The organism is Pseudomonas sp. P4_C3, from assembly GCF_056402075.1.
In genome coordinates this window covers 1-20,105 of sequence record NZ_JBFUIC010000022.1, presented here as the reverse complement: position 1 = coordinate 20,105, position 20,105 = coordinate 1, and the positions used below count along the sequence as shown (strand labels likewise).

Here is a 20,105-nt window from a genome sequence, read left to right as displayed (position 1 = left end):
AAACCCTGTAGGAGCGAGCTTGCTCGCGAWGGTGTGTCAGTCGACACAGCGGYGCCTGAYACACCWTCGCGAGCAAGCTCGCTCCTACAAGTATCCGGTGGCAGTTATCACGTTTAATTTAACTTTACGTGAGGATTTGGCGATCTTCCGGCTCCCATAATCGGCTCCAACGAACAACAACCGGGAGCCGGACATGTCGCAGAGCACTGCTTCACCCAAGTCCAGTCATCCACGCTGGCTACGCCTGACCCATTGGCTCAACGCCCTGGCGGTGCTGGTGATGGTGACCAGCGGCTGGCGCATCTACAACGCCTCGCCGATCTATGAATTCAGTTTTCCCAAGTCGATCACCCTCGGCGGCTGGCTCGGTGGCGCGCTGCAATGGCATTTCGCGGCGATGTGGTTCCTGGCGATCAACGGTTTGATCTACCTGGCCTTCAACCTGTTCAGCGGGCGCCTGAAGCGGCGTTTCTTCCCGGTTTCACCCAAAGGTGTGCTGCATGACCTGTGGGCCGCCTTGCGCGGAAAACTCGGGCATGCCGACCTCAGTCATTACAACCAGGTGCAACGGGTCGCTTACCTGTTCGTGATGGTCGACATCACGCTGCTGGTGCTCTCCGGGCTGGTGTTGTGGAAGTCGGTGCAGTTCCCGCTGTTGCGTGAATTGCTGTTCGGTTATGAAGGCGCGCGCCGTGTGCACTTTTTCGCCATGGCGCTGTTAGTGGCCTTCGTGGCAGTGCATCTGCTGATGGTCGCGCTGGTTCCGAAAACGCTGTTGGCCATGATCGTCGGCCGCAAGGAGCAGGTATGAAAAAGCGCATTCAGGTCCCCGGGCTGGACGAGGCTTCGATCCTCACCGACGCCCGCAAGATCCTCGCCCCGCAGATCGAAGATCGCTCGCGCCGTTCGTTCCTGCTGCGTGGCCTGACCCTCGGCGGCGTGGCCATGCTGTCCGGCTGCAACATCACCGACAACGAAAGCGTCGAAACCGCGCTGTCGTCCATGTCGCGTTTCAATGACCGGGTGCAAGGCTGGCTGTTCAACCCCAACGCCATGGCGCCGACCTATCCAGAGTCGATGATCACCCGGCCGTTTCCCTTCAATGCCTTTTACGGCATCGACGAGGCGCCGACGGTGGAGGAGGAGGGCTATCGCCTGGAAGTCACCGGCCTGGTCGCCGACAAACGCAGCTGGCGCCTCGAAGAGCTGCGCGCCATGGTCCAGACCGAGCAGATCACCCGGCACATTTGCGTCGAAGGCTGGAGCGCCATCGGGCGTTGGGGCGGCGTGCGCTTCAGTGACTTCCTCAAGCGCATCGGCGCCGACACCGATGCCAAATACGTCGGTTTCAAATGCGCCGACGACTACTACACCAGCATCGACATGGCCACCGCGCTGCATGCGCAGACTCAGTTGACGCTGACTTACGACGGCGCCGTGCTGCCCCGCGAGTACGGCTTCCCGATGAAGCTGCGCATGCCCACCAAGCTTGGCTACAAGAACCCCAAACACATCCAGGCGATTTTCGTCACTAACACCTATCCGGGTGGCTACTGGGAAGACCAGGGTTACAACTGGTTCGGTGGCAGCTGACGGGGGCCGGCCATTTCACACGTCCACAACCCACGTTCCAAGGAGCTTCATCATGAAAAAGTTGACCACCGTTGTTCTGTCCATGTGCCTGGCCGTTGGCGCTGCCTCTGTGTTCGCAGCTGACACGATGAGCAACGACAGCATGAGCAAGGATTCGATGTCCAAGGACGCCATGTCCAAGGATGCGATGAAAAAAGACGCGATGAAGAAGACCGATTCGATGTCCAAGGACGCAATGTCCAAAGACAGCATGAAGAAAGACGAGATGAAAAAAGACGCGATGTCCAAGGATGCGATGAAGAAAAGCGAAATGTCGCAGTAAGTCCAGCCACCGCAGACCCTGTGGGAGCGAGCTTGCTCGCGATGAGGGCATGACAGTCGACATCGATGTTGACTGAYCCGCCGCCATCGCGAGCAAGCTCGCTCCCACAGGTTTTTCCGCAGGGCCTCGGGGTAACGTGCTGCACAAGATTGATCAGCCCACTTGATACCAGCCACTTGGCTGTATCAAAAATGAATTTTCCGCCGAGTCCGCTGCTCATACCCTATAGGTAGCGGATTTGAGCCCGCGATTTCATTGAGGCAATCAGGGAGCGGCAGGGTCATGAGTCGAGTACCGACGGCGGGTGGAGATCTTCCTGGCGGGTTGATTCTGGTGGTTGAGGACGATCCGCTGATCCTGGAGTTTCTCTGTGAGATTCTTCAGGAGGAAGGTTTTGTCGTCGAGCCGCAAACCAGTGCGGACGCGGCAGTGATGTATCTGGAGCAGCATGCGCCGCAGGTGGGCATGCTGCTGACGGACATCACCATGCCCGGCACGCTCAATGGCGCGGACCTGGCTAACCAGTTCGGCGATCGCTGGCCGGACAAGCCGATCATGATCATGTCCGGTTTCGAAACCCCGGCCAGCTCCGGGGTGCGACATGCCGTTTCGTTCATCAAGAAACCCTGGGCCATCGGTTCGTTGCTCGATTGTGTCGACGGCGCTTTCAAGTCAAAGAGACTCAACTGACTCACTCGCAGGTGTTACATTCCCGGGCAAATCCGTCCGGCACCTGCGAGGTTCTTTTCCTTGTCTGATCACACTGTTTTCAACTCAACTTACCGTGCCTTTCTGTTCGACATGGATGGCACCGTGCTGACGTCCATTGCCGCCGCCGAGCGAGTCTGGACAACCTGGGCGGTGCGCCATGGCGTCGATGTCGACACCTTCCTGCCCTCCATTCACGGCGCCCGCGCCGTCGACACCATCAGGCGCCTGGGCTTGCCCGGGGTGGATGCCGAGGCCGAAGCCGCGTGGATTACCGAAGCGGAAATCGACGATGTCGACGGGGTATTCGAAGTGGCTGGCGCGGCGGGCTTTCTCAAATCACTGCCGACTCATCAGTGGGCCATCGTCACTTCCGCCCCACGGGAATTGGCGTTGCGGCGAATGGCGGCGGCGGGGATTCCCGAACCCGCCGTCATGATCACTGCCGAGGATGTGACTGCCGGCAAACCGGACCCCGCGGGTTACCGCCTCGCGGCCCGGCGCCTGGGTGTCGAGCCTGCACAATGTCTGATTTTCGAAGACGCTACGGTGGGCATTCTGGCGGCCGAGGCGGCGGGGGCGGATTTGATGATCGTGACGGCGACTCATGAACAGCCGATCAAGACGTTGCATGCGACGTTGGCGGGTTATGAATCGGTCCGGGTTCAGGTGGATGCCGATGGTTCGGTTCGATTGAAGTCTGTGTAAACAACAGCAATCCTTGTAGGAAGGGCCGGGCGACGTTCCCACAGGTTTTTGTGTTTGATTCAGTAAATTTTAGGGATCAGCCGCCAGGAGCGGGCGCAATAGGCCTCGTATTCGCTGCCGAACTGTGCCCGGAGCAAGGCTTCTTCCGAGTGAATGCGCGCGATCAGCGGGATCAGCGTCAGCGCCACCAATATCAGCCCGACACCAGAACGAAAGGCCAATGCCCAACCCATGCCGATGACCATCATCCCCAGGTAACTGGGGTTGCGCAGGTTGCGGTAAATCCCATCGGTGACCAGCCGATGCCCCGGCTGAATGGCCACCAGCCCGCTGAAGCGCTTGCCCAGCACAAACACCGGCCATAACCGCAGCGCGCCGCCGCCGACGAACAAGAGTGTGCCGAGCCAGCGCACGCCTTCACCGCCAAAAGTCCAGAAATCGATGCGGTCGGTATAAGCCGGCAGAAAGCCGCTCAGTAAGCCGATCACGCCGAAGGCCGGAATGACCCAGCGGTTGGCCCGGTCTTCGCGTTCCCCCGAGCTCAGGTTGACCTCGGTGAACAGAGAAGCGACAGCCATGATCAGAGTGGCCAGGGCAACGACGACCAGTGAACCGTGGCTGAAATAGGCTGCGAAACCACCCAGTCCCCAGATCGCCAGGGCGAGGTAGGCGAGGGTGCTGACGACGGCGAAAAACGCCAGTTTGGCCGAGATTTTCATGGTGCCTCCGCGAACAGGCTTACGTAGGAGCTGCCGTAGGCTGCGATCTTTTGATCGTTCTTTGGCCTCAGAGTTTCCATGGGTAAAAGATCGCAACCGGCGCCGGACCGCTGAGACGGTCACCCCGAGGCCGGGTGAACTAAGCTTGGGAGAGAGGACCGTTCACCACCGGCTGGCCGAAGTGCTCCGCGAGCCGGTGGCGTGTAACAGGAGCCCATATGCTTCACATCCGAACGCCTTTGATCCTGCACCCTGGCCTGTCGACCCCGTCCCGCCGTATCTGGCTGAAACTGGAAAACCTGCAACCCAGCGGCTCGTTCAAAATACGCGGCATTGGCTTGCTGTGCAGCCGGGCGGCGCAGCAGGGCAAGCGCAAGGTGGTCTGTCCCTCCGGCGGTAACGCGGGACTGGCCACGGCCATGGCCGCTGCATGCCTGGGGCTCAAGGCATGCATCGTGGTGCCGCACACCACCCCGCAAAGCACCAGGGCGCGGATCAGCATGACCGGCGCCGAGGTGATCGTCCACGGCAAGGTCTGGGACGAAGCCAATCAACGGGCACGGGAACTCGCCCAGGACCCACGCAGTGAATTCGTGCCGGCCTTCGACCACCCGGTGTTGTGGGAAGGGCACAGCACTATGGTCGATGAAATCCTTGACGACTGCCCGCCAGTGGATGTGCTGGTGGCATCGGTGGGCGGCGGTGGCTTGCTGGCGGGCCTGCTCACTGGTCTGATTCGTCATCGGCACACCGATTGCCGCATCGTTGCCTGCGAAACCGAGGGCGCGGCATCGTTCGCCGCGGCGGTGGCGGCCGGGTACCCGGTCAAATTGCCGAAAATCGACACTGTCGCCACCTCCCTGGGCGCCGCGCAAGTGGCCGCCTGGCCGGTCAAACACATCGGCGATTTTCCCCATGAATGCGTGGTGCTCAGTGATGATGAGGCGATCATGGGCGTAGTGCGTTACGCCAATGATTTGCGTCAGCTGGTCGAGCCGGCGTGCGGGGTTTCATTGGCGATTGCCTACCTCGATCACCCGGCGATTGCCGACGCCCATGACGTGGTGATCGTGGTGTGCGGCGGGGTGAGTATCAACGCACAACTCGTGGCCGGGTGGGCAAGCTTGTCCACTGGCACGCACGCGAGGTAGGGCTGGAAACGCTATCCCGGCGTCACAAGCCCCACCGCTGGCGATGACGATCTTCAGTGATCGGCGGCAACGCCTTCCTGGACGAGAATGGCGCGGGCCAGGTCTTCGTCGCTTGCGTTGTTGAGGGCGGGATTGTCCTGACGGATCTTTTTCAACACCGCCTCCAGATAGGCACCACGAATCGCACCGCCACTGGCGACGAAGCTGGAAGCGTCATCCCGGGCGGGAATCATGAGTTTGTGGTCTTTGAACGTTGAGTACAGCGAAGCGGAAACCCCGGCGGAAGTGGCGACGTCACCCGCATCCACTTTGGCCAGAGCCGAGCCGAAGGGTAAACAAAGTACCAGGGAAGAAATGATAAACATCCGGCGCATGACGGTGTCCTCCGACAGCATGAAGCATAAGGGAATTACCACATAGTTTAGGATGCGTGGCGGTCGCCGAGAGTTCCCTGGCATTAGCGAGGAACGGGCTGAGAGGGAGGCAAGGTCGTTGAACGTCGATATTCAAAGCGTGGTGATCGGGGCAGGCGTGGTCGGGCTGGCGGTGGCCAGGGCGCTGGCCATGAGCGGGCGGGAAGCGCTGGTGGTGGAGGCCGGCGGGGGGATCGGCACGGGCATCAGTTCGCGTAACTCAGAAGTGATTCACGCCGGCATCTATTATCCGGACGGCAGCCTCAAGGCGCGGTTGTGCGTGGAGGGCAAGCAGCGTCTCTACGCCTATTGCGATGAGCACGGTGTCGATTACCGGCGCGTGGGCAAGCTGATCGTGGCCACCGATGAACAGCAGTACGCGGCTTTGCAGCGTCTGTTGCAGCAGGGGCGTCTCAATGGTGTCGATGACCTGCAATGGCTGGATGGGGCACAGGCCCGGGCGCTTGAGCCGGCGTTGTCCTGTGTCGCGGCGCTGTGGTCGCCGTCTACTGGCATCGTCGACTCCCACGCCCTGATGCTGGCACTTCAGGGCGATGCCGAGCGGTTCGCAGCGACGCTGGCCTTGCGCACACCGCTGCTGTCGGCCCGTTGCATGGAGCAGGGCTTCGAGCTGCGCATGGGCGGCATTCAACCCATGACCCTGTACTGCCGCGAATTGATCAATTGCGCGGGGCTGTCCGCTCCCGGGGTGGCGCGCGCTATTGTCGGTCTGCCTGGGCAATTCATTCCCCGGGCGCATTTGTGCAAGGGCAGTTATTTCAGTTTCAGCGGCCGGGCGCCGTTTCGCCACCTGGTGTATCCGGCCCCGGAGAACGCGGGACTGGGTGTGCACATGACGCTCGACCTGGGTGGGCAGGCGCGCTTCGGGCCGGATATCGAATGGGTCGAGCACATCGATTACCGCGTCGAACTCCGCCGGGCCGAAGGGTTCTATCAGGCGATCCGCCATTATTGGCCGGGTTTGCCGGACAACAGCCTGCAACCGGCCTACAGCGGCATTCGCCCGAAAATCAGCGGGCCGACTGAACCGGCTGCCGACTTTCTCATCAGCGGTCGGGCCGAGCATGGGGTGGAGGGGCTGGTCAATCTGTTCGGCATCGAATCACCGGGGCTGACCAGTTGCCTGGCGCTCGCCGAACACGTAGTAAAACGCCTGGACGACCGATGATCAGGGCTGGCACTGCCTTGCGGGCATTGGGTCTATGCTAGGGAGTGCGCTTACTGCCATCGGAGAACTCTGATGATCACCGTACGCACTGCCTGTCTGCTGGCCGATTATAAACGCTGGGCCAATCAGCGCCTCTTTGACAGCCTCGCAGCGCTCCCTCCGGGCGAAGTCAAAAAAGAACGGGTGTCGGTGTTCAAAAACATGATCGGCACCCTCAATCACGTGTACGTGGTGGATTGCATCTGGCAGGCGCACCTCGAAGGCCGGGGGCATGGCTTCAAGACTTCACACGACCTGCTGCATGCCGATCTGTCCGAACTGCGCCTGGCGCAAAAAGACATCGATCGCTGGTACTGCGACTGGAGCGCCCGGCAAACCGATGCCTCCCTGGACAAGCCCCTGGAATTCACCTTTGTCTCGGGCGAAAGCGGCACCATGAGCGCCGGCGCGATGCTGATGCACGTGGTCAACCACGCCAGCTATCACCGTGGCTGGGTGGTGCAGATGTACTTCGAGATTCCGGCCATGCCACCGGTGACCGACATGCCGGTGTATTTGCGCGAGTCCGAGCCGATAGTCCTGCAGTCGATCAATGCCCCGATAGTGGCGCCGCCATGTGCTGTGCAATTTTCGAGCGCAACCAGCGTTCTGCCGGATCGTTATCGTTGACCCCGTTCCAGACCATCGACAGTTCGGACAGCTTGATATCAAACGGCGCGTCGTCTGCCCGGAGCTGGCTGCTGCCTTCGATCAAGGCACTGGCCGCGTAATCCGGCACGGTGGCGAGCATGTCAGTACCCGCCAGCAAGGCCCGCAACCCCGCGAACTGTGGCACCGCCAGCACCACCCGGCGCGAACGGCCAATCCGTGCCAGGTCGTGGTCGATGGCACCGCTCAAGTCCCCGGAGAACGACACCAGCGCGTGAGGGCGTTCGCAGAACTCGTCCAGGGTCAACGGGCCGGGGCGGTCATCGCCGCGCAGGATCTTCACACTCAAGTCGCGCAATTTCTTGCGCTTGGCATTGGCCGGCAATTCCGTGGTGTAGCTGATGCCGACGGTAATCTCGCCGCTGGCCAGCATTGGCGACATCAGCAGGAAATTCACCCGGCGCACCACAACCACAACGTTCTGCGCTTCCTCACGAATCTGCTTGAGCAGCGGCGGAAACAACCCGAACTCGGCGTCGTCGGACAGACCGATGCGAAACACCTCGCGACTGGTGGACGGCTCGAAATCCTTGGCCCGGCTGACCGCTCCGGAAATGGTGTCCATCGCCGGTTGCAACTCCTTGAGAATCTGCAAGGCCCGCGGGGTCGGCTCCAGGGTTCGTCCGTTGCGCACCAGCAACGGGTCGTCGAACAGATCGCGCAACTTTGCCAGCGACGCACTGACGGCGGGTTGGCCGAGGAACAGTTTTTCCCCGGCCCGGGTCAGGTTCTTTTCGAACATCAGGGTTTCGAAAATCACCAGCAGGTTCATGTCCACGCGGCGCAGGTCGTTGCGGTTCATGYCGGGGTTCTCGGTGGTTTTTTGAGTCTTCTCAGTAAAGCACCAAACGTCCAGGAAAGACGCGCAACCTGTGGGAGTGAGCCTGCTCGCGATAGCGGTGGGGCAGTCACATGGATGTTGGATGTGCTGCCGCCATCGCGAGCAGGTTCGCTCCTACAGGTCCTGTGTCAGCTCAGGCAGATTTGTATCAGGCCGGGGGAATCAGACTCTGCCGACAATCGAGCACCAGCCGCGCGCCACCCAGTTCGCTGCTGCCGACCTCCAGCGTAAACCCGTGCAGGCTGACAATCGCCGCGACGATGGACAGCCCCAGCCCGAAGCCGCTTTTCTGATTGCCCGCCTCGGCACGGTAGAAACGCTGGAACACCGCTTCACGTTCCGCCTCGGGAATGCCCGGGCCGGAATCGAGCACTTCGATTCGCGTGTGCCCGCCATCATTGACCCCCCGCAAGATCACCGCGCCACCGGGCGGGGTGAATTTGATCGAGTTGCTGAGCAGGTTCGCCACCGCTTCGAACAGCAGTGCCCGGTCGCCATGGAGGGGTGGCAATGACGCGGGCAGGTGCAGCTGGAACATCAGGCCGTCGTCTTCCGCCAGGGGCAGATAGAACTCATGCAGCTCTTGCAACAACGCCACCGGGTCCACTTGCACGAAACCGGAGCGGCGCTGGCGGTCTTCCAGTTCGGAAATTCGCAGCAATCCACGGAAACGAGCCATCAGTGTGTCGGCCTCGGCCAGCACCAGGTCCAGTTGCATGGCCTGCGGCGAGCCTTCGCCGGCTTGCTGCTGCATGCGGTAAAGCTGCGCGCGCAGACGGGTCAGGGGCGTGCGCAGGTCATGGGCGATGTTGTCGCACACGCCCTTGACCTCGTTCATCAGGCGTTCGATGCGTTCGAGCATGGCGTTGACGATGGCGGCGAGCATGTCCAGTTCGTCTCGCCGATTGGACAGTGGCAAGCGCCGGCTCAGGTCGCCAGCGACGATGGCTTCGGCACTGGCCTGAATCCCGCGAATGCGCCGCAACGGCCGGCGCCGCAGCAAAGACCAGCCGACGATACCCGGCACGATGGTCAGGGTCACACCCCAGAACAAGGCGTGAAGGATGATCCGGGTCACGGCGAACAGCGAGCCGTTGTCGCGAACCAGTATCAGCCACCAACCATCGCGGGTCTGGGTCGCCACGGCGTCGCAGCTGTCGTTGGGCAGGGTCGGGTCGTCGGACTCGGCGCAGTCGCTGAGCGTGTGGATCTTGCCATCGAGCGGCAAGCCATCCGGAATGTAGCGCAGGGCGCCGCTGAGGTAACGGTGTCGGGCATCGAACAGGCCGTAGGCGTCGATGCCGCGGATGTCGAAGGTCATGCTGACGGCGAGGGCGTCCACCAGCTGCTCGCCCGAGAAGCGCGAAAACAGGTGCTGGCGTTGCATCAGCGAATGCTTGGCCAGGTTGTCCAGGTAAGCGGAAACCTCGTAGTACATGACCCCCATGAGAATCCCGCTCCAGATCACGAACAGCGAACTGTAGAGCGCCAGCAAACGGCTGCTGGAAGAGCGCCAGCCTTTAGACGGGTTCGGCAATGACATAACCCGAGCCTCGCACGGTCCGAATCAGTGGGACATTGCCAGGCGGGTCGATCTTCTTGCGCAGACGGCCGATGTGGACGTCGATCAGGTTGGTGCCGGGGTCGAAGTGGTAACCCCAGACCTCTTCGAAAATCATCATCCGCGAGAGGATTTGCCCGGTATTGCGCATCAGGAATTCCAGCAGTTTGTACTCGGTGGGCAACAGCGTCAGCAGTTGGCCGTCGCGGCTGGCTTCGTGGCTGATCAGGTTCAGTTCCAGGTCCGCCACCCGCAGCGTGGTGGCTTGTGCGGTCACGGTGTTCTGCCGGCGCAGCAGGACTTCGACCCGGGCGGCCATTTCATCGGTGGCGAAGGGTTTGGTCAGGTAGTCGTCGCCGCCGGCACGCAAGCCGCGCACACGTTCATCGACGTCGGACAGTGCGCTGATCATCAGGATCGGCGTGACCACGCCCATGGTCCGCAGCGTGGTGACAATCGCCAGGCCATCGAGCTCGGGCAACATGCGATCGAGGGTGATCAGGTCATAGTTGCCGCTGACCGCACGTTCGAGCCCTTCGCGACCATTGTCGACCCAGTCGACGTCGAGGCCGTGGCTACTCAGTTCGGCGACAATTTCCCGGGCGGTCACGGCGTCGTCTTCGATGGTCAAGATGCGGGTCATAGGGCTGGCCTGATTAAATGTTCACAACGTTGTGCGGCATTTTGCCAAGAAATGGTCGCAGGCTTTCTAAATAAAAGTTCATGGACGCGACACTGGTGACTGCCCTGGTTTCGTCGGAACGCCGCCCGGAGCCGGGAAATGAATCGGTCAGTCAATCGGTGTACTGATAAACACCTCAAACCCTTCGGCATACGCCGTGAATGCAGCAACCCGCGGAAACTGCGCCGCACTCACCTGATCCGGCACCACCAGGTTGGTGAAGCTCCAGGCTACGGCGAGGGTAATGCCGTCCTGCTCAATCGAACCGTCAGTCTTCAGCGGCTGCTTTTCCAGCTCCCGCTCCAGCGCCGAATAGGCCGCCGTCAGCTGTCCTTCGACGCGTTGCACCCAGGGTTCGAATTGAATTTCCACCGGCCGCAAGTTGCGCTCGTAGTAAAGCTGCACGGACTTTTCGCTGGCGGCCAGCGCCAGGCCAATCAGGCGCAACGCGCGCAGGCGCTGACTCGGTTCGACGGGCATCAGGCTGTTATCGGTCAGGGTTTCCAGGTAGTCGATGATCAGCGTCGAATCCATCAACACTTCACCGTCATCCAGCACCAGCGTGGGCGCCTTGACCACCGGGTTGATCTGCTGGAATTGTTCGAAGTGGCGGAACACCGAGACCGATTGATGTTCCAGGGTGATCCCCAGGCATTTGGCAGAAATGGCGGCGCGCCTGACATAGGGTGAATCCAGCATACCGATCAGCTTCATGGTCCTTTCCTTTATATGGCCATTTCGGGAGGGACAACCTTAGCTGAGGTTCGCAGCCCTGCAAATGACTGTGAATAATGCCCGGTGCAAGCCGTTTGTCTTCTATATACCTACGCTCGATTGAATTTCTTGCTATAAACGCACTCCGATTACCGCCTCAAAGCCTGCCGTAGAGCATTTTCAGGGCTTTGTCGGACAAATTCGCTGTCTTTTCAGTTGCTGAGGCCTCAAGTCGGCCGTAGACTGCCGCCCCTCGTAAATTGAGTGCCGGGTGGCGCTTGGAACAAACGGCGCCTTTCCGATGGCCTGCGCAGGTCTGCCGGAACGCTCCCTTATTCGCCTTAATGCACGTTTTTTTATAGAGATATCAATGACAAAGGACAAGTTGCTGGCCATGCCGGCGGATGACTACATGAATGCCGAGCAACATGCTTTTTTCTCCGAGCTGTTGCAGAACATGAAAGTCGAAACCCATGAGCGCATCGAACAGAACCGCATCGCCATCGAAAGCCTGGACACCCCGGCCGATCCGGCAGACGCGGCTTCGGTCGAAGAAGAGCGCACCTGGCTGGTGAACGCTATCGATCGCGACCAGCGCATGCTGCCTCAGTTGGAACAAGCCCTTGAGCGCATCAAGGAAGACAGCTTTGGCTGGTGCGACGACAGCGGCGAGCCGATTGGCCTCAAGCGCCTGCTGATCAGCCCGACCACCAAGTACTGCATCGAAGCTCAAGAGCGTCACGAGCAAATCGACAAGCACCAGCGTCAGGCCTGATTCTGCAAGGCAGCCCCTTTGATCCGGGCTGCCCTGAAAAGATCGCAGCCTGCGGCAGCCCCAGCGCAATTGACGCAGGGCGCTGTTGCAGGCTGCGATCTTTGTTTTCTGCCGTCTTCGATTTCCCGGTTTTTCTATTGATCTGCTGCAACGCTCACGACTAAAGGCTCATGGATAATGGCTTTATGGTGGCGTTTAATGCGAAGACAACAATTAGAAGCTTTCCGGGGTAACGATGATGACGAGAGACGGGTCTCTGGTTGCGGCAGTGCCTGCACCAGTGCTATTGCCGAAAAACCGCTGGCTGACACCGACACTGCAAAGCATCGCCCTGATGCTGTTGTTATGTGGCATGACGCAGGGTTACTGGTCGCTCTACCTTGGCCTGCCCCTGGCCATATTGATTATCTGGCTGCCTCGCCTGCGTTCGCGCGCGACCCCGCAGGCGGCTTCCCCCGACAACCCCGATGCCATCGGCGAGTTGACTCGCGATCTTTCCTACACCACCAGCCATAACGCGCTGTCAGCCGCCGGTGTGGCGTTCTCGGTTCGGCAACTGGCGGACAAACTGCAATCGCAGCTCACGGCGGCGGCACAGATTGTCAGCAACGCCGAGGTCATGATCACCACCGAACAGGCCGCCTCGACGCTCAGTCGCCAGGCGCTCAGTGCCGCAAGCGAGGCTCATCAAAGCGCAGCGGTCGGGCGTACGGAACTGATCGAGTCCATTGCGCACATGCATCAGCTCAGCCAGCGCGCCAGCAACAGCCGTGAACTGATCGAAGCCTTGAGCCTGCGCAGCAATGATATCCAGCGCGTGACTCTGGTGATTCAGTCCATCGCCAGCCAGACCAATCTGTTGGCGTTGAACGCCGCTATTGAAGCGGCGCGGGCGGRGGAGCACGGTCGCGGGTTTGCAGTGGTGGCCGACGAAGTGCGTGGGCTCGCCGCACGCACGGCGACGGCCACGGGCGAAGTGGGCGAAATGGTGGCCGACATCCAGCAACGCACCGCGCAGGTGGTGGAGCAGATCCGCCAACTGTCCAGCGACCTCGACACCGGCGTCGAGCAGGTCGAACAGACGGGGCAGCACCTGGAGAACATTGCCCGTCTGGCGGCCAGTGTCGAGTCCCAGGTCGGGGAAATCGCCCAGGGGGCAGACACCAACCGTGAACAACTCGATAGCCTGTTTCACGCCATCGAACAGATGCGCAGCGACCTGGCCGTCAGCGACCAGCAGACTCAACGTCTGGCCCATGCGGCGGTGCAAATGGAAGGGCAAGCCGAAACCATCAGCGAGCGTCTTGCCGAGGTGGGGCTGGATGACTATCACCAGCGGATCTATGACCTGGCCCGGGAAGGCGCGAGCCAGATTGCAGCGCGTTTCGAGGCGGACATCGATGCCGGTCGAATCAGTCTCGACGATCTGTTCGACCGCAAATACCAGACCCTCCCCAATACCAGCCCGGCCAAGTACCAGACGCGTTTCGACCGCTACACCGATCAGGTTTTGCCAACGATCCAGGAACCGTTGTTACCGCGTCACGAAGGATTGGTGTTCGCCATCGCCTGCACCCAGCAGGGTTATGTGCCGACCCATAACAAGGCGTTCAGCCAGCCACTGACGGGCGACGCGCAGATCGATGCCTTGCAGAACCGGACCAAACGCAAGTTCGCTGACCGCACCGGAATCCGCTGTGGCAGCCATCAGAAGGCCGTGCTGCTGCAAACCTATACCCGTGATACCGGCGAGTTGATGCACGATCTTTCGGTGCCGATCATGCTCAAGGGCCGGCACTGGGGCGGTTTGCGCCTGGGCTACAAACCGCAAAAGCCGCGCTAGAAAGCCCGGGCTGCCGGATGATTGTTACGAATCCTGCAATGAACCTGTGCAGGGAGTTGCTGTTTCCTCGTCGAAAAACTAAATAACATACCTACTAATTAGGTTGCTAATTAATTTCGAGAGGTCAGCATGCAAGGCAAAGTGGATGTCGCGGTCATGATCGGCAGCGGTGTGCCCGCCAATTTGCGATCCATGGGGCGCAGGGTCTGTTGGGTGGTGTTGTTCAATGGCGAGCGCCGGGGCACGGCGTTCTCCAGTCGCGATGAAGCGGAGGAGTGCAAGGCTGCCTGGTTGGCGCAATTGAACGCCGAAGAACCTGGCAGCCTGCATTGAGGTGGTCAGTGCGTCTGGTGCATACGCAGGTTCAGGTCGTCGACCACCCGCGCCCAATCTACGTCTTCGCGCACCGCCAACCCGACAATCAGGCTTTCAGCGCGCCCGCATCGACCGCCGCCTTCAGTTCCCTGGCCGATTCCTGGGCCGCAATGGCGGCGACATCCGGGGTTTTGAACCAGCGATCCTTTTCGACCTGGTAATACGTCACGGTCTTGAGCGGTGGTTTGGCGCGCATGACAATCACGGCCTGGAATTCACCCTCGACTTCTCTGGCTTCACCCCGGATAAAAAACTCGCCGATATCAAATTCCGTCACGTTGCCGACTTCCCCTGGAAATACGTTGTTGTTGTCAACGCGACCCGATTTTCTGCGGATCCGTTTTATTTGGCGGGCAGTATGGCAGTAGTTGCCCGTCGACGGCTCAGATAAGTCGGCGGGCAGACGAAACGTCGATGGCGATGAGTGCGGCGGGCATGTCAACAATGTGATTCCAGAAACCGGGCGAGGGCACAGGCTTCGTTATGATCGGCTCGGAAACCTCTTACGCAGCCTGTCGAAATATCCTTGATATGAAAGAAGGCAATGCCCGCCATCACCACCTGAAATCGCGGGCGGGCCGGGACATCGTGATGCGGTTCGTGGTGGCGGAACCGTATCGGATGCGCGGTTGGCGCTGTTTCCGAGTCAGGCACCAACGGATAAGCAAAGTGAGTCAGCGTGCACATGTGAAGTCCTTTTCATGGTTTTATCGACGTATGCACGTCGTTTTGGCTAGTCTCCAAGAGCATCGCTGCTCTAGAATCACCCTCACTGGCGGGTGATCGATGTTTATCTAAAGCAATTTTTTGCGGACGATATGTAGGAAAGGATTTTTTCTTGATGAGATTTTTCCCCGAAGTTGATAGTCCATAATTTTCTGGCAGCAGGAAGGGCGTTTTCCTTCAGCCTGTGACGAACGCCAGTCAGGACGACGCGAGTGACGTTCCAGTAGTCTTCTCAAGCTTCGTGATGAATGAGTGCACTGCTCATTCAGGACTTCAATCCGGGTTCTTTGGCGACACCTTCGGCATTGCCGCTTTTTTGGCTGTGCGTTTATTTTTCGCGCACGGCACCATTTTTCAGATGTGGGGATGTTTCCTTGGCAGTAAGTAATCTCGATATGCATGCTTTGTTCGTACTGGGTGATTTGCGCGCAAAGCTGGTCAAGCAGTTTCAGTCACGTTTCGTTTACATCACCGAACAGAACGCCGAAGGCATCTACATTGCCGAAATCGACACCGAATCAGCCCTGGTGGTGGACGACAAACCCGGACTCAAGCTCAAGGTCGGTGATCATTTCAGCGCGTCCGTGCTGCCCAGTCGCGAAGGCGGCAAGCTGGACATCAAGTTCCGCGACATCAAACTGACGGTTTACGGAATTGGCGATTACGCCTTCGTGACCACGGCCGACGGTCAGGGGATAGTGTTCAAGGAAGGTCACAGCGTGGTGATGGTGTTTGCCGCCCATCAACAGCTGCAGGAAGGCCTGACCAAGACCCTCAAAGCCGTGACCGCCAAAGCGGCCAAGTGGCGCAAGGGCGAGCTGGTGACCTTCAAGGCCAGCGAGTGATGACCCTGACCCGCGCCGATTTCCACGAACAGAACCTGGCCAGCGCTCAAGACGAAGCGCGGCGGCTGTTCGGGCAGAAGGTCATTCTGCAAGGAGCCTGGCTGAATTGGGTGGCGTCACAGCTTTACCAACTGCAACCGGCGGCATACGCCAGCATGGTCAGACGCGAGCTGATGCGTTTGCAGGAAACCTGCGAAAACTGATCCACGCACCTCGAAAGCAGGAACCTCTACTACAGTCATTGGACTGAGTATTCAGAGGCTTGGCGGTCTACTGTCAGGCCATCCTGCTATTGCTGTGAACAGCACGAGGTGCAAAAGCATGAACGGATTTCGACGGTTGCTGGCTGCTGTCCTGGCCACTTTCGGTTTGCTGGCGATTCCCGCCCCGGTGTTTGCCGCCCAGGCGCCGATCCACTTCGCCGACCTGAACTGGGAAAGCGGCAGCCTGATTACCGATGTCCTGCGCATCATTGTCGAGAAGGGCTACGGGCTGCCGACCGACACCTTGCCGGGCACCACCATCACCCTGGAAACCGCGCTGGCCAACAATGACATCCAGGTCATTGGCGAAGAGTGGGCCGGTCGCAGCCCGGTCTGGGTCAAGGCGGAAGCCGAAGGCAAAGTCGTCAGTCTCGGCGACACGGTCAAGGGCGCAACAGAAGGCTGGTGGGTGCCGGAATATGTGATCAAGGGCGACCCGGCCAAGGGCATCAAGCCGCTGGCACCGGACCTGCGCAGCGTCAGCGACCTGCCGAAATACAAAAACGTGTTCAAGGACCCGGAAGCCCCGACCAAGGGACGTTTCCTCAACAGCCCCATCGGCTGGACCTCGGAAGTGGTCAACAAGCAGAAGCTCAAGGCCTATGGGCTGGACGACAGCTACGTGAACTTCCGCAGTGGTTCGGGCGCGGCACTGGATGCAGAGATCAGTTCGTCCATTCGTCGTGGCAAGCCGGTACTGTTTTACTACTGGTCGCCCACGCCGTTGCTCGGCCGCTTCAAGCTGATACAACTGGAAGAGCCACCGTTTGACGCCGAAGCCTGGAAGACCCTGACCGACGCCGATAACCCCAACCCACAGCCGACCCGTTCCCTGGCCTCCAAGCTGTCGATCGGTGTGTCCACACCCTTCCAGAAGCAGTATCCGCAGATTGTCGAGTTCTTCCTGTCGGCGCTGCCGCAGGCTGCGATCTTTTGATCTTGTCTTAAAAAAACAAAMTCAAAAGATCGCAGCCTGCGGCAGCTCCTACAATGTTCAGTTCATATTCCTTTCAAGGATCTCTGAACCATGACCCTGTTGTTGGCTCAATCGCTGGTGACGATCTTCGCAGTGATCAGTCTGGTGCATGTGTATTGGGCGTTGGGTGGTGAATGGGCGGCGGTGGCGGCGGTCCCGCAAGTGCCGCAGGAGGGCAGCGCGCAACTGCGTCCGGCGTTCAAGCCACGAGGCTGGATCACGCTGGTGGTGGCTGCGGTGTTGCTGTTGATTGCCGCGCTGGTGTGCTTGCGGGTGGGTTGGTGGCTGCCGCCGTTGCATCACTGGTCGTTGCAGTGGGTGATCAGCGCGATAGCGATTTTGCTGTTTGCCCGGGCCATTGGCGATTCGGAGCTGGTGGGTTTTTTCAAAGAGGTCAAAGGCTCGAAATTTGCCCGGCTGGACACCTGGGTTTACTCGCCGTTGTGTGTGGTGCTGGGGGCGGGGTTGTTGACGGTGGCCTGGATCTGATTGATCGACATTTTTGTAGTGACAATACTGGCCTCATCGCGAGCAAGCTCGCTCCCACAGTGACGGGTGTCGTACACACCTTTTGAGTCCGACACCAAACCTTGTGGGAGCGAGCTTGCTCGCGATGAGGTCGGTCCAGCCAATACAAATCTTTGGTCTAACTACCGCTCTCGGTCCGCCGACTGCTCACTTCGGCCGGCACATCATCCCCGGCCATGCGTTTGCGAAACAGCGCCGCCCGGGCCAGCAGCAAGGTGGTCACCGGTACGGTAATCGCCAGCAGGATCGGAATCAGCCAGGCGTGCAATACCGGTGCGGACTTGAGCGCCGAAAAGTAGATGATCGATGCCAGCGCCACGCACCAGGCCCCAAGCGTCGAGGCCAGGGCTGGTGGGTGCATGCGCTGGAAGTAGTCCTTCATGCGCAGCAGACCCGTGGCGCCGATCAACGCAAACAGGCTGCCGAGCACCAGCAGGATCGCCACCGGGATTTCCACCCACAATGACAATGGCGTATTCATTCGATCACCTCACCACGCAGCAGGAATTTCGCCAGGGCGAACGAGCCGACGAAACCGAACAGTGCGATCAGCAGCGCCGCCTCGAAGTACGTGTCACTGGCATAGCGAATACCCAGCGCCAGCATCATCAGCATCGCGACGATATACAGATAGTCCAGCGCCAGGACCCGGTCCTGGGCCGACGGTCCCTTGAACAGGCGGACCAGGGTCAGGATCATCGCCARRGAAAAGAAGAACAGGCTCAGCAGGATCGCGCTCGACAGCAACGGGCTCATTCGAAGATCTCCATCAAAGGACGTTCGTAGGTCGCCTTGAAGTGCTGGATGAACAGCGCCTCATCGTCCAGGTCGAAGACGTGCAACAGCAGAATGCTGCGGTCCAGCGCCAGCTCCGACCAGACCGTACCGGGCACCACCGTGGTGATCATCGACAGCGCGGCCAGGCCGTTGGCGTCACGCAAGTCCAGCGGCACCTTGATGAATCGCGAGCGGGGCGGGCGGCGACCGGCATTGAGCACGCTCCAGGCCACGGCGAGGTTGGACATCAGCACATCGCGCCCGACCAGCAGGACCAGGCGCAGGATCACTCCAGGTCGACGAATGCGCACCGGCAGCGGACGCAGCCTGCGCATCATCAATGGCGCACAGAACCCCAGCACCGCACCCAGCAGCAGGTTGCCGGGGCTGGTCGACAGGTTCAGCAACAGCCACAGCAGCCACAAGGCCAGCGACAGCAACGGTGCCGGAAACAGGCGCTTCATGGCTGCACCTCCTGCGGGGTTGCATGGGCCGGCGGGTTCGGTACAACGCGCGTGTCGAGCACCGCCATCACGTACTGCTGCGGGTTGTACAAGGCATCGGCGGCGGCCTGGGTGTAGCGCAGCAGCGGATCGGCCTTGAAGGTCAGCGCAATGCTCAAGCCCAGCAGGGCGAAGATCGGCACGCATTCCAGGCGTCGCAGCAGGGGCGAAGGACGTTCGGCTGGCGTCCAGAAGCGCTGGATACCCAAGCGCGAGAACGCGATCAGCGACGCCAACCCGGACACAATCAACAACACCAACAGGCCCCACGCGGCGTTGGAAACCGGTGTGTTGCCGCTGTTGCCCAGGCCCAGCGGATTGAGCAGGGCACCGATCAACCCGAGTTTGCCGATAAAGCCGGAGAGCGGCGGCATGCCGATGATCAGCAAGGCGCAGGCGATGAAGCTCAGGCCAAGAAACGCCATGGTCCAGGGAATCACCTGGCCGACCACGGCTTTTTGTTCGTCGTCGAGGTTGATGCCTTTGGGCGGATGCAGGGATTCCAGTGGCCGCGGCAGCAGTTCGGTTTCGTCTTCGAGCAGGATATCGTTGGCCGAGCGCGAGCGTTCGATCAGTTCGGCCAGCAGGAACAATGCGCTCAATGCCAGGGTCGAGCTGAACAGGTAGAACAGCGCCGCGCCGACCAGGTTCGGCTGGGCGAAACCGATGGTCGACAACAGAATGCCCGCCGACACCAGAATGCTCAGGCTGGCCATGCGCTCCAGGCGTTGCGCGGCGAGGATCGCCATGGCGGCGCAGACGATGGTCGCCATGCCACCGTAAATCAGCCACTGCCCGCCATAGAACGCCGATGCCCCGGCCTGGGCGGAGAACAGCAGCGTCCACAGGCGCAGCAAGGTGTAGACGCCGACCTTGGTCATGATCGCGAACATCGCCGCCACCGGCGCACTGGCCGAGGAATAGGCCGGCACCAGCCAGAAGTTCAACGGCCACATGCCGGCCTTGGCCAGAAACGCGACGGCCAGAATCCCCGCGCCGGCGTGCAGCAAGCCCCGATCAGCTTCGGACACCAGCGGGATTTTTACCGCCAGGTCAGCCATGTTCAACGTGCCGGTGACGCCATAGATCAGCGCCGCGCCAATCAGGAACAGTGACGAGGCCAACAGGTTGATCGAGATGTAGTGCAGCCCCGACGACACCCGCGCCCGGCCCGAACCGTGGAGC

General features: G+C 60.4%; 26 protein-coding genes and 1 pseudogene. 15 read left to right on the top strand and 12 right to left on the bottom strand.

What is annotated here, in order from left to right:
• Window positions 1–193 precede the first annotated feature (193 nt).
• From AC1DVH_RS06845 to AC1DVH_RS06825, 5 genes are all read left to right on the top strand, one after another.
• Window positions 194–811 (top strand): cytochrome b/b6 domain-containing protein, encoded by a 618-nt coding sequence (locus AC1DVH_RS06845; RefSeq protein WP_477753147.1) that lies wholly within the window; start codon window positions 194–196, stop codon window positions 809–811.
• Window positions 808–1,593 carry a molybdopterin-dependent oxidoreductase gene (locus AC1DVH_RS06840; RefSeq protein ID WP_477753146.1) on the top strand — a complete coding sequence of 262 codons (786 nt, stop codon included), beginning with the start codon at window positions 808–810 and terminating at the stop codon, window positions 1,591–1,593. The genes AC1DVH_RS06845 and AC1DVH_RS06840 overlap by 4 nt, the downstream gene beginning before the upstream one ends.
• Window positions 1,594–1,645: 52 nt before the next feature.
• Window positions 1,646–1,915 (top strand): pentapeptide MXKDX repeat protein, encoded by a 270-nt coding sequence (locus AC1DVH_RS06835; RefSeq protein ID WP_477753145.1) that lies wholly within the window; start codon window positions 1,646–1,648, stop codon window positions 1,913–1,915.
• Between the two features lie 282 nt (window positions 1,916–2,197).
• A complete protein-coding gene (locus AC1DVH_RS06830) occupies window positions 2,198–2,605 on the top strand; it encodes a response regulator (protein WP_477753144.1) in 408 nt (135 codons plus the stop codon).
• Between the two features lie 60 nt (window positions 2,606–2,665).
• Window positions 2,666–3,331, top strand: coding sequence for an HAD-IA family hydrolase (locus AC1DVH_RS06825; RefSeq protein ID WP_477753143.1), 666 nt, complete (start codon window positions 2,666–2,668; stop codon window positions 3,329–3,331).
• A 59-nt stretch (window positions 3,332–3,390) separates the two neighbouring features.
• Here AC1DVH_RS06825 and AC1DVH_RS06820 read toward each other — a convergent pair whose 3' ends face one another.
• Entirely contained in the window at window positions 3,391–4,050 is a 660-nt protein-coding gene (locus tag AC1DVH_RS06820) for a methyltransferase family protein (protein ID WP_477753142.1), read from the bottom strand.
• 218 nt (window positions 4,051–4,268) lie between these two features.
• Between AC1DVH_RS06820 and AC1DVH_RS06815 the strand changes: the two genes are divergently transcribed.
• Window positions 4,269–5,201, top strand: coding sequence for a pyridoxal-phosphate dependent enzyme (locus AC1DVH_RS06815; RefSeq protein ID WP_477753141.1), 933 nt, complete (start codon window positions 4,269–4,271; stop codon window positions 5,199–5,201).
• Between the two features lie 53 nt (window positions 5,202–5,254).
• Here AC1DVH_RS06815 and AC1DVH_RS06810 read toward each other — a convergent pair whose 3' ends face one another.
• Window positions 5,255–5,575, bottom strand: coding sequence for a DUF2388 domain-containing protein (locus tag AC1DVH_RS06810; protein ID WP_477753140.1), 321 nt, complete (start codon window positions 5,573–5,575; stop codon window positions 5,255–5,257).
• A 118-nt stretch (window positions 5,576–5,693) separates the two neighbouring features.
• Between AC1DVH_RS06810 and AC1DVH_RS06805 the strand changes: the two genes are divergently transcribed.
• Both AC1DVH_RS06805 and AC1DVH_RS06800 read left to right on the top strand, forming a co-directional pair.
• A complete protein-coding gene (locus AC1DVH_RS06805) occupies window positions 5,694–6,803 on the top strand; it encodes an NAD(P)/FAD-dependent oxidoreductase (RefSeq protein WP_477753139.1) in 1,110 nt (369 codons plus the stop codon).
• Window positions 6,804–6,875: 72 nt separating this feature from the next.
• Window positions 6,876–7,472 carry a DinB family protein gene (locus AC1DVH_RS06800; RefSeq protein WP_477753138.1) on the top strand — a complete coding sequence of 199 codons (597 nt, stop codon included), beginning with the start codon at window positions 6,876–6,878 and terminating at the stop codon, window positions 7,470–7,472.
• Here the strand turns inward: AC1DVH_RS06800 and AC1DVH_RS06795 are convergent.
• The 4 genes from AC1DVH_RS06795 to AC1DVH_RS06780 form a co-directional block, all read right to left on the bottom strand.
• Entirely contained in the window at window positions 7,393–8,313 is a 921-nt protein-coding gene (locus tag AC1DVH_RS06795; RefSeq protein WP_477753137.1) for a LysR substrate-binding domain-containing protein, read from the bottom strand. The two genes, AC1DVH_RS06800 and AC1DVH_RS06795, sit on opposite strands and share 80 nt — an antisense overlap.
• A 187-nt stretch (window positions 8,314–8,500) precedes the next feature.
• Window positions 8,501–9,895 (bottom strand): sensor histidine kinase, encoded by a 1,395-nt coding sequence (locus AC1DVH_RS06790; RefSeq protein ID WP_477753136.1) that lies wholly within the window; start codon window positions 9,893–9,895, stop codon window positions 8,501–8,503.
• Entirely contained in the window at window positions 9,873–10,556 is a 684-nt protein-coding gene (locus AC1DVH_RS06785; RefSeq protein ID WP_477753135.1) for a response regulator transcription factor, read from the bottom strand. Before AC1DVH_RS06785 ends, AC1DVH_RS06790 begins: the two co-directional genes overlap by 23 nt.
• A 147-nt stretch (window positions 10,557–10,703) precedes the next feature.
• The gene (locus tag AC1DVH_RS06780) at window positions 10,704–11,309 is read right to left on the bottom strand and encodes a glutathione S-transferase (RefSeq protein ID WP_477753134.1); all 606 of its coding nucleotides are present in this window, start codon (window positions 11,307–11,309) and stop codon (window positions 10,704–10,706) included.
• A 370-nt stretch (window positions 11,310–11,679) separates the two neighbouring features.
• On the opposite strand from AC1DVH_RS06780, the gene AC1DVH_RS06775 reads away from it, so the two are divergent.
• From AC1DVH_RS06775 to AC1DVH_RS06765, 3 genes are all read left to right on the top strand, one after another.
• The gene (locus AC1DVH_RS06775) at window positions 11,680–12,084 is read left to right on the top strand and encodes a TraR/DksA family transcriptional regulator (protein ID WP_007935965.1); all 405 of its coding nucleotides are present in this window, start codon (window positions 11,680–11,682) and stop codon (window positions 12,082–12,084) included.
• A 235-nt stretch (window positions 12,085–12,319) separates the two neighbouring features.
• Window positions 12,320–13,927, top strand: a complete 1,608-nt coding sequence (locus AC1DVH_RS06770; RefSeq protein ID WP_477753133.1) for a methyl-accepting chemotaxis protein — start codon at window positions 12,320–12,322, stop codon at window positions 13,925–13,927.
• A gap of 129 nt (window positions 13,928–14,056) precedes the next feature.
• Window positions 14,057–14,260, top strand: a complete 204-nt coding sequence (locus AC1DVH_RS06765) for a hypothetical protein (protein ID WP_477753132.1) — start codon at window positions 14,057–14,059, stop codon at window positions 14,258–14,260.
• An 88-nt stretch (window positions 14,261–14,348) separates the two neighbouring features.
• Here AC1DVH_RS06765 and AC1DVH_RS06760 read toward each other — a convergent pair whose 3' ends face one another.
• Both AC1DVH_RS06760 and AC1DVH_RS06755 read right to left on the bottom strand, forming a co-directional pair.
• Window positions 14,349–14,579: a hypothetical protein gene (locus AC1DVH_RS06760; RefSeq protein ID WP_477753131.1), complete on the bottom strand. Its 231-nt coding sequence runs from the start codon at window positions 14,577–14,579 to the stop codon at window positions 14,349–14,351.
• Window positions 14,580–14,740: 161 nt separating this feature from the next.
• Window positions 14,741–14,989: a hypothetical protein gene (locus AC1DVH_RS06755; protein WP_477753130.1), complete on the bottom strand. Its 249-nt coding sequence runs from the start codon at window positions 14,987–14,989 to the stop codon at window positions 14,741–14,743.
• Window positions 14,990–15,402: 413 nt separating this feature from the next.
• Between AC1DVH_RS06755 and AC1DVH_RS06750 the strand changes: the two genes are divergently transcribed.
• The 4 genes and pseudogenes from AC1DVH_RS06750 to AC1DVH_RS06735 all read left to right on the top strand — a co-directional run bounded on the left by AC1DVH_RS06750 (window position 15,403) and on the right by AC1DVH_RS06735 (window position 17,601).
• The gene (locus AC1DVH_RS06750) at window positions 15,403–15,873 is read left to right on the top strand and encodes a hypothetical protein (RefSeq protein WP_007986246.1); all 471 of its coding nucleotides are present in this window, start codon (window positions 15,403–15,405) and stop codon (window positions 15,871–15,873) included.
• Window positions 15,873–16,076 carry a hypothetical protein gene (locus tag AC1DVH_RS06745; protein WP_477753129.1) on the top strand — a complete coding sequence of 68 codons (204 nt, stop codon included), beginning with the start codon at window positions 15,873–15,875 and terminating at the stop codon, window positions 16,074–16,076. Before AC1DVH_RS06750 ends, AC1DVH_RS06745 begins: the two co-directional genes overlap by 1 nt.
• A gap of 118 nt (window positions 16,077–16,194) precedes the next feature.
• Window positions 16,195–17,040 (top strand): annotated as a pseudogene (locus tag AC1DVH_RS06740) (glycine betaine ABC transporter substrate-binding protein); the annotation flags it as partial.
• A 123-nt stretch (window positions 17,041–17,163) separates the two neighbouring features.
• On the top strand, window positions 17,164–17,601 hold the full coding sequence (locus AC1DVH_RS06735) for a DUF3995 domain-containing protein (RefSeq protein ID WP_477753128.1): 438 nt from the start codon (window positions 17,164–17,166) through the stop codon (window positions 17,599–17,601).
• Between the two features lie 157 nt (window positions 17,602–17,758).
• Here AC1DVH_RS06735 and AC1DVH_RS06730 read toward each other — a convergent pair whose 3' ends face one another.
• From AC1DVH_RS06730 to AC1DVH_RS06715, 4 genes are all read right to left on the bottom strand, one after another.
• Window positions 17,759–18,121, bottom strand: coding sequence for a Na+/H+ antiporter subunit G (locus AC1DVH_RS06730; protein ID WP_007973772.1), 363 nt, complete (start codon window positions 18,119–18,121; stop codon window positions 17,759–17,761).
• Window positions 18,118–18,396, bottom strand: coding sequence for a K+/H+ antiporter subunit F (locus AC1DVH_RS06725; RefSeq protein WP_414925130.1), 279 nt, complete (start codon window positions 18,394–18,396; stop codon window positions 18,118–18,120). The genes AC1DVH_RS06730 and AC1DVH_RS06725 overlap by 4 nt, the downstream gene beginning before the upstream one ends.
• Window positions 18,393–18,881 (bottom strand): Na+/H+ antiporter subunit E, encoded by a 489-nt coding sequence (locus AC1DVH_RS06720; protein ID WP_477753127.1) that lies wholly within the window; start codon window positions 18,879–18,881, stop codon window positions 18,393–18,395. The genes AC1DVH_RS06725 and AC1DVH_RS06720 overlap by 4 nt, the downstream gene beginning before the upstream one ends.
• Window positions 18,878–20,105: monovalent cation/H+ antiporter subunit D (locus AC1DVH_RS06715; protein ID WP_477753126.1), on the bottom strand; the 1,228-nt coding region annotated here is incomplete at its 5' end. The genes AC1DVH_RS06720 and AC1DVH_RS06715, both read right to left, overlap by 4 nt.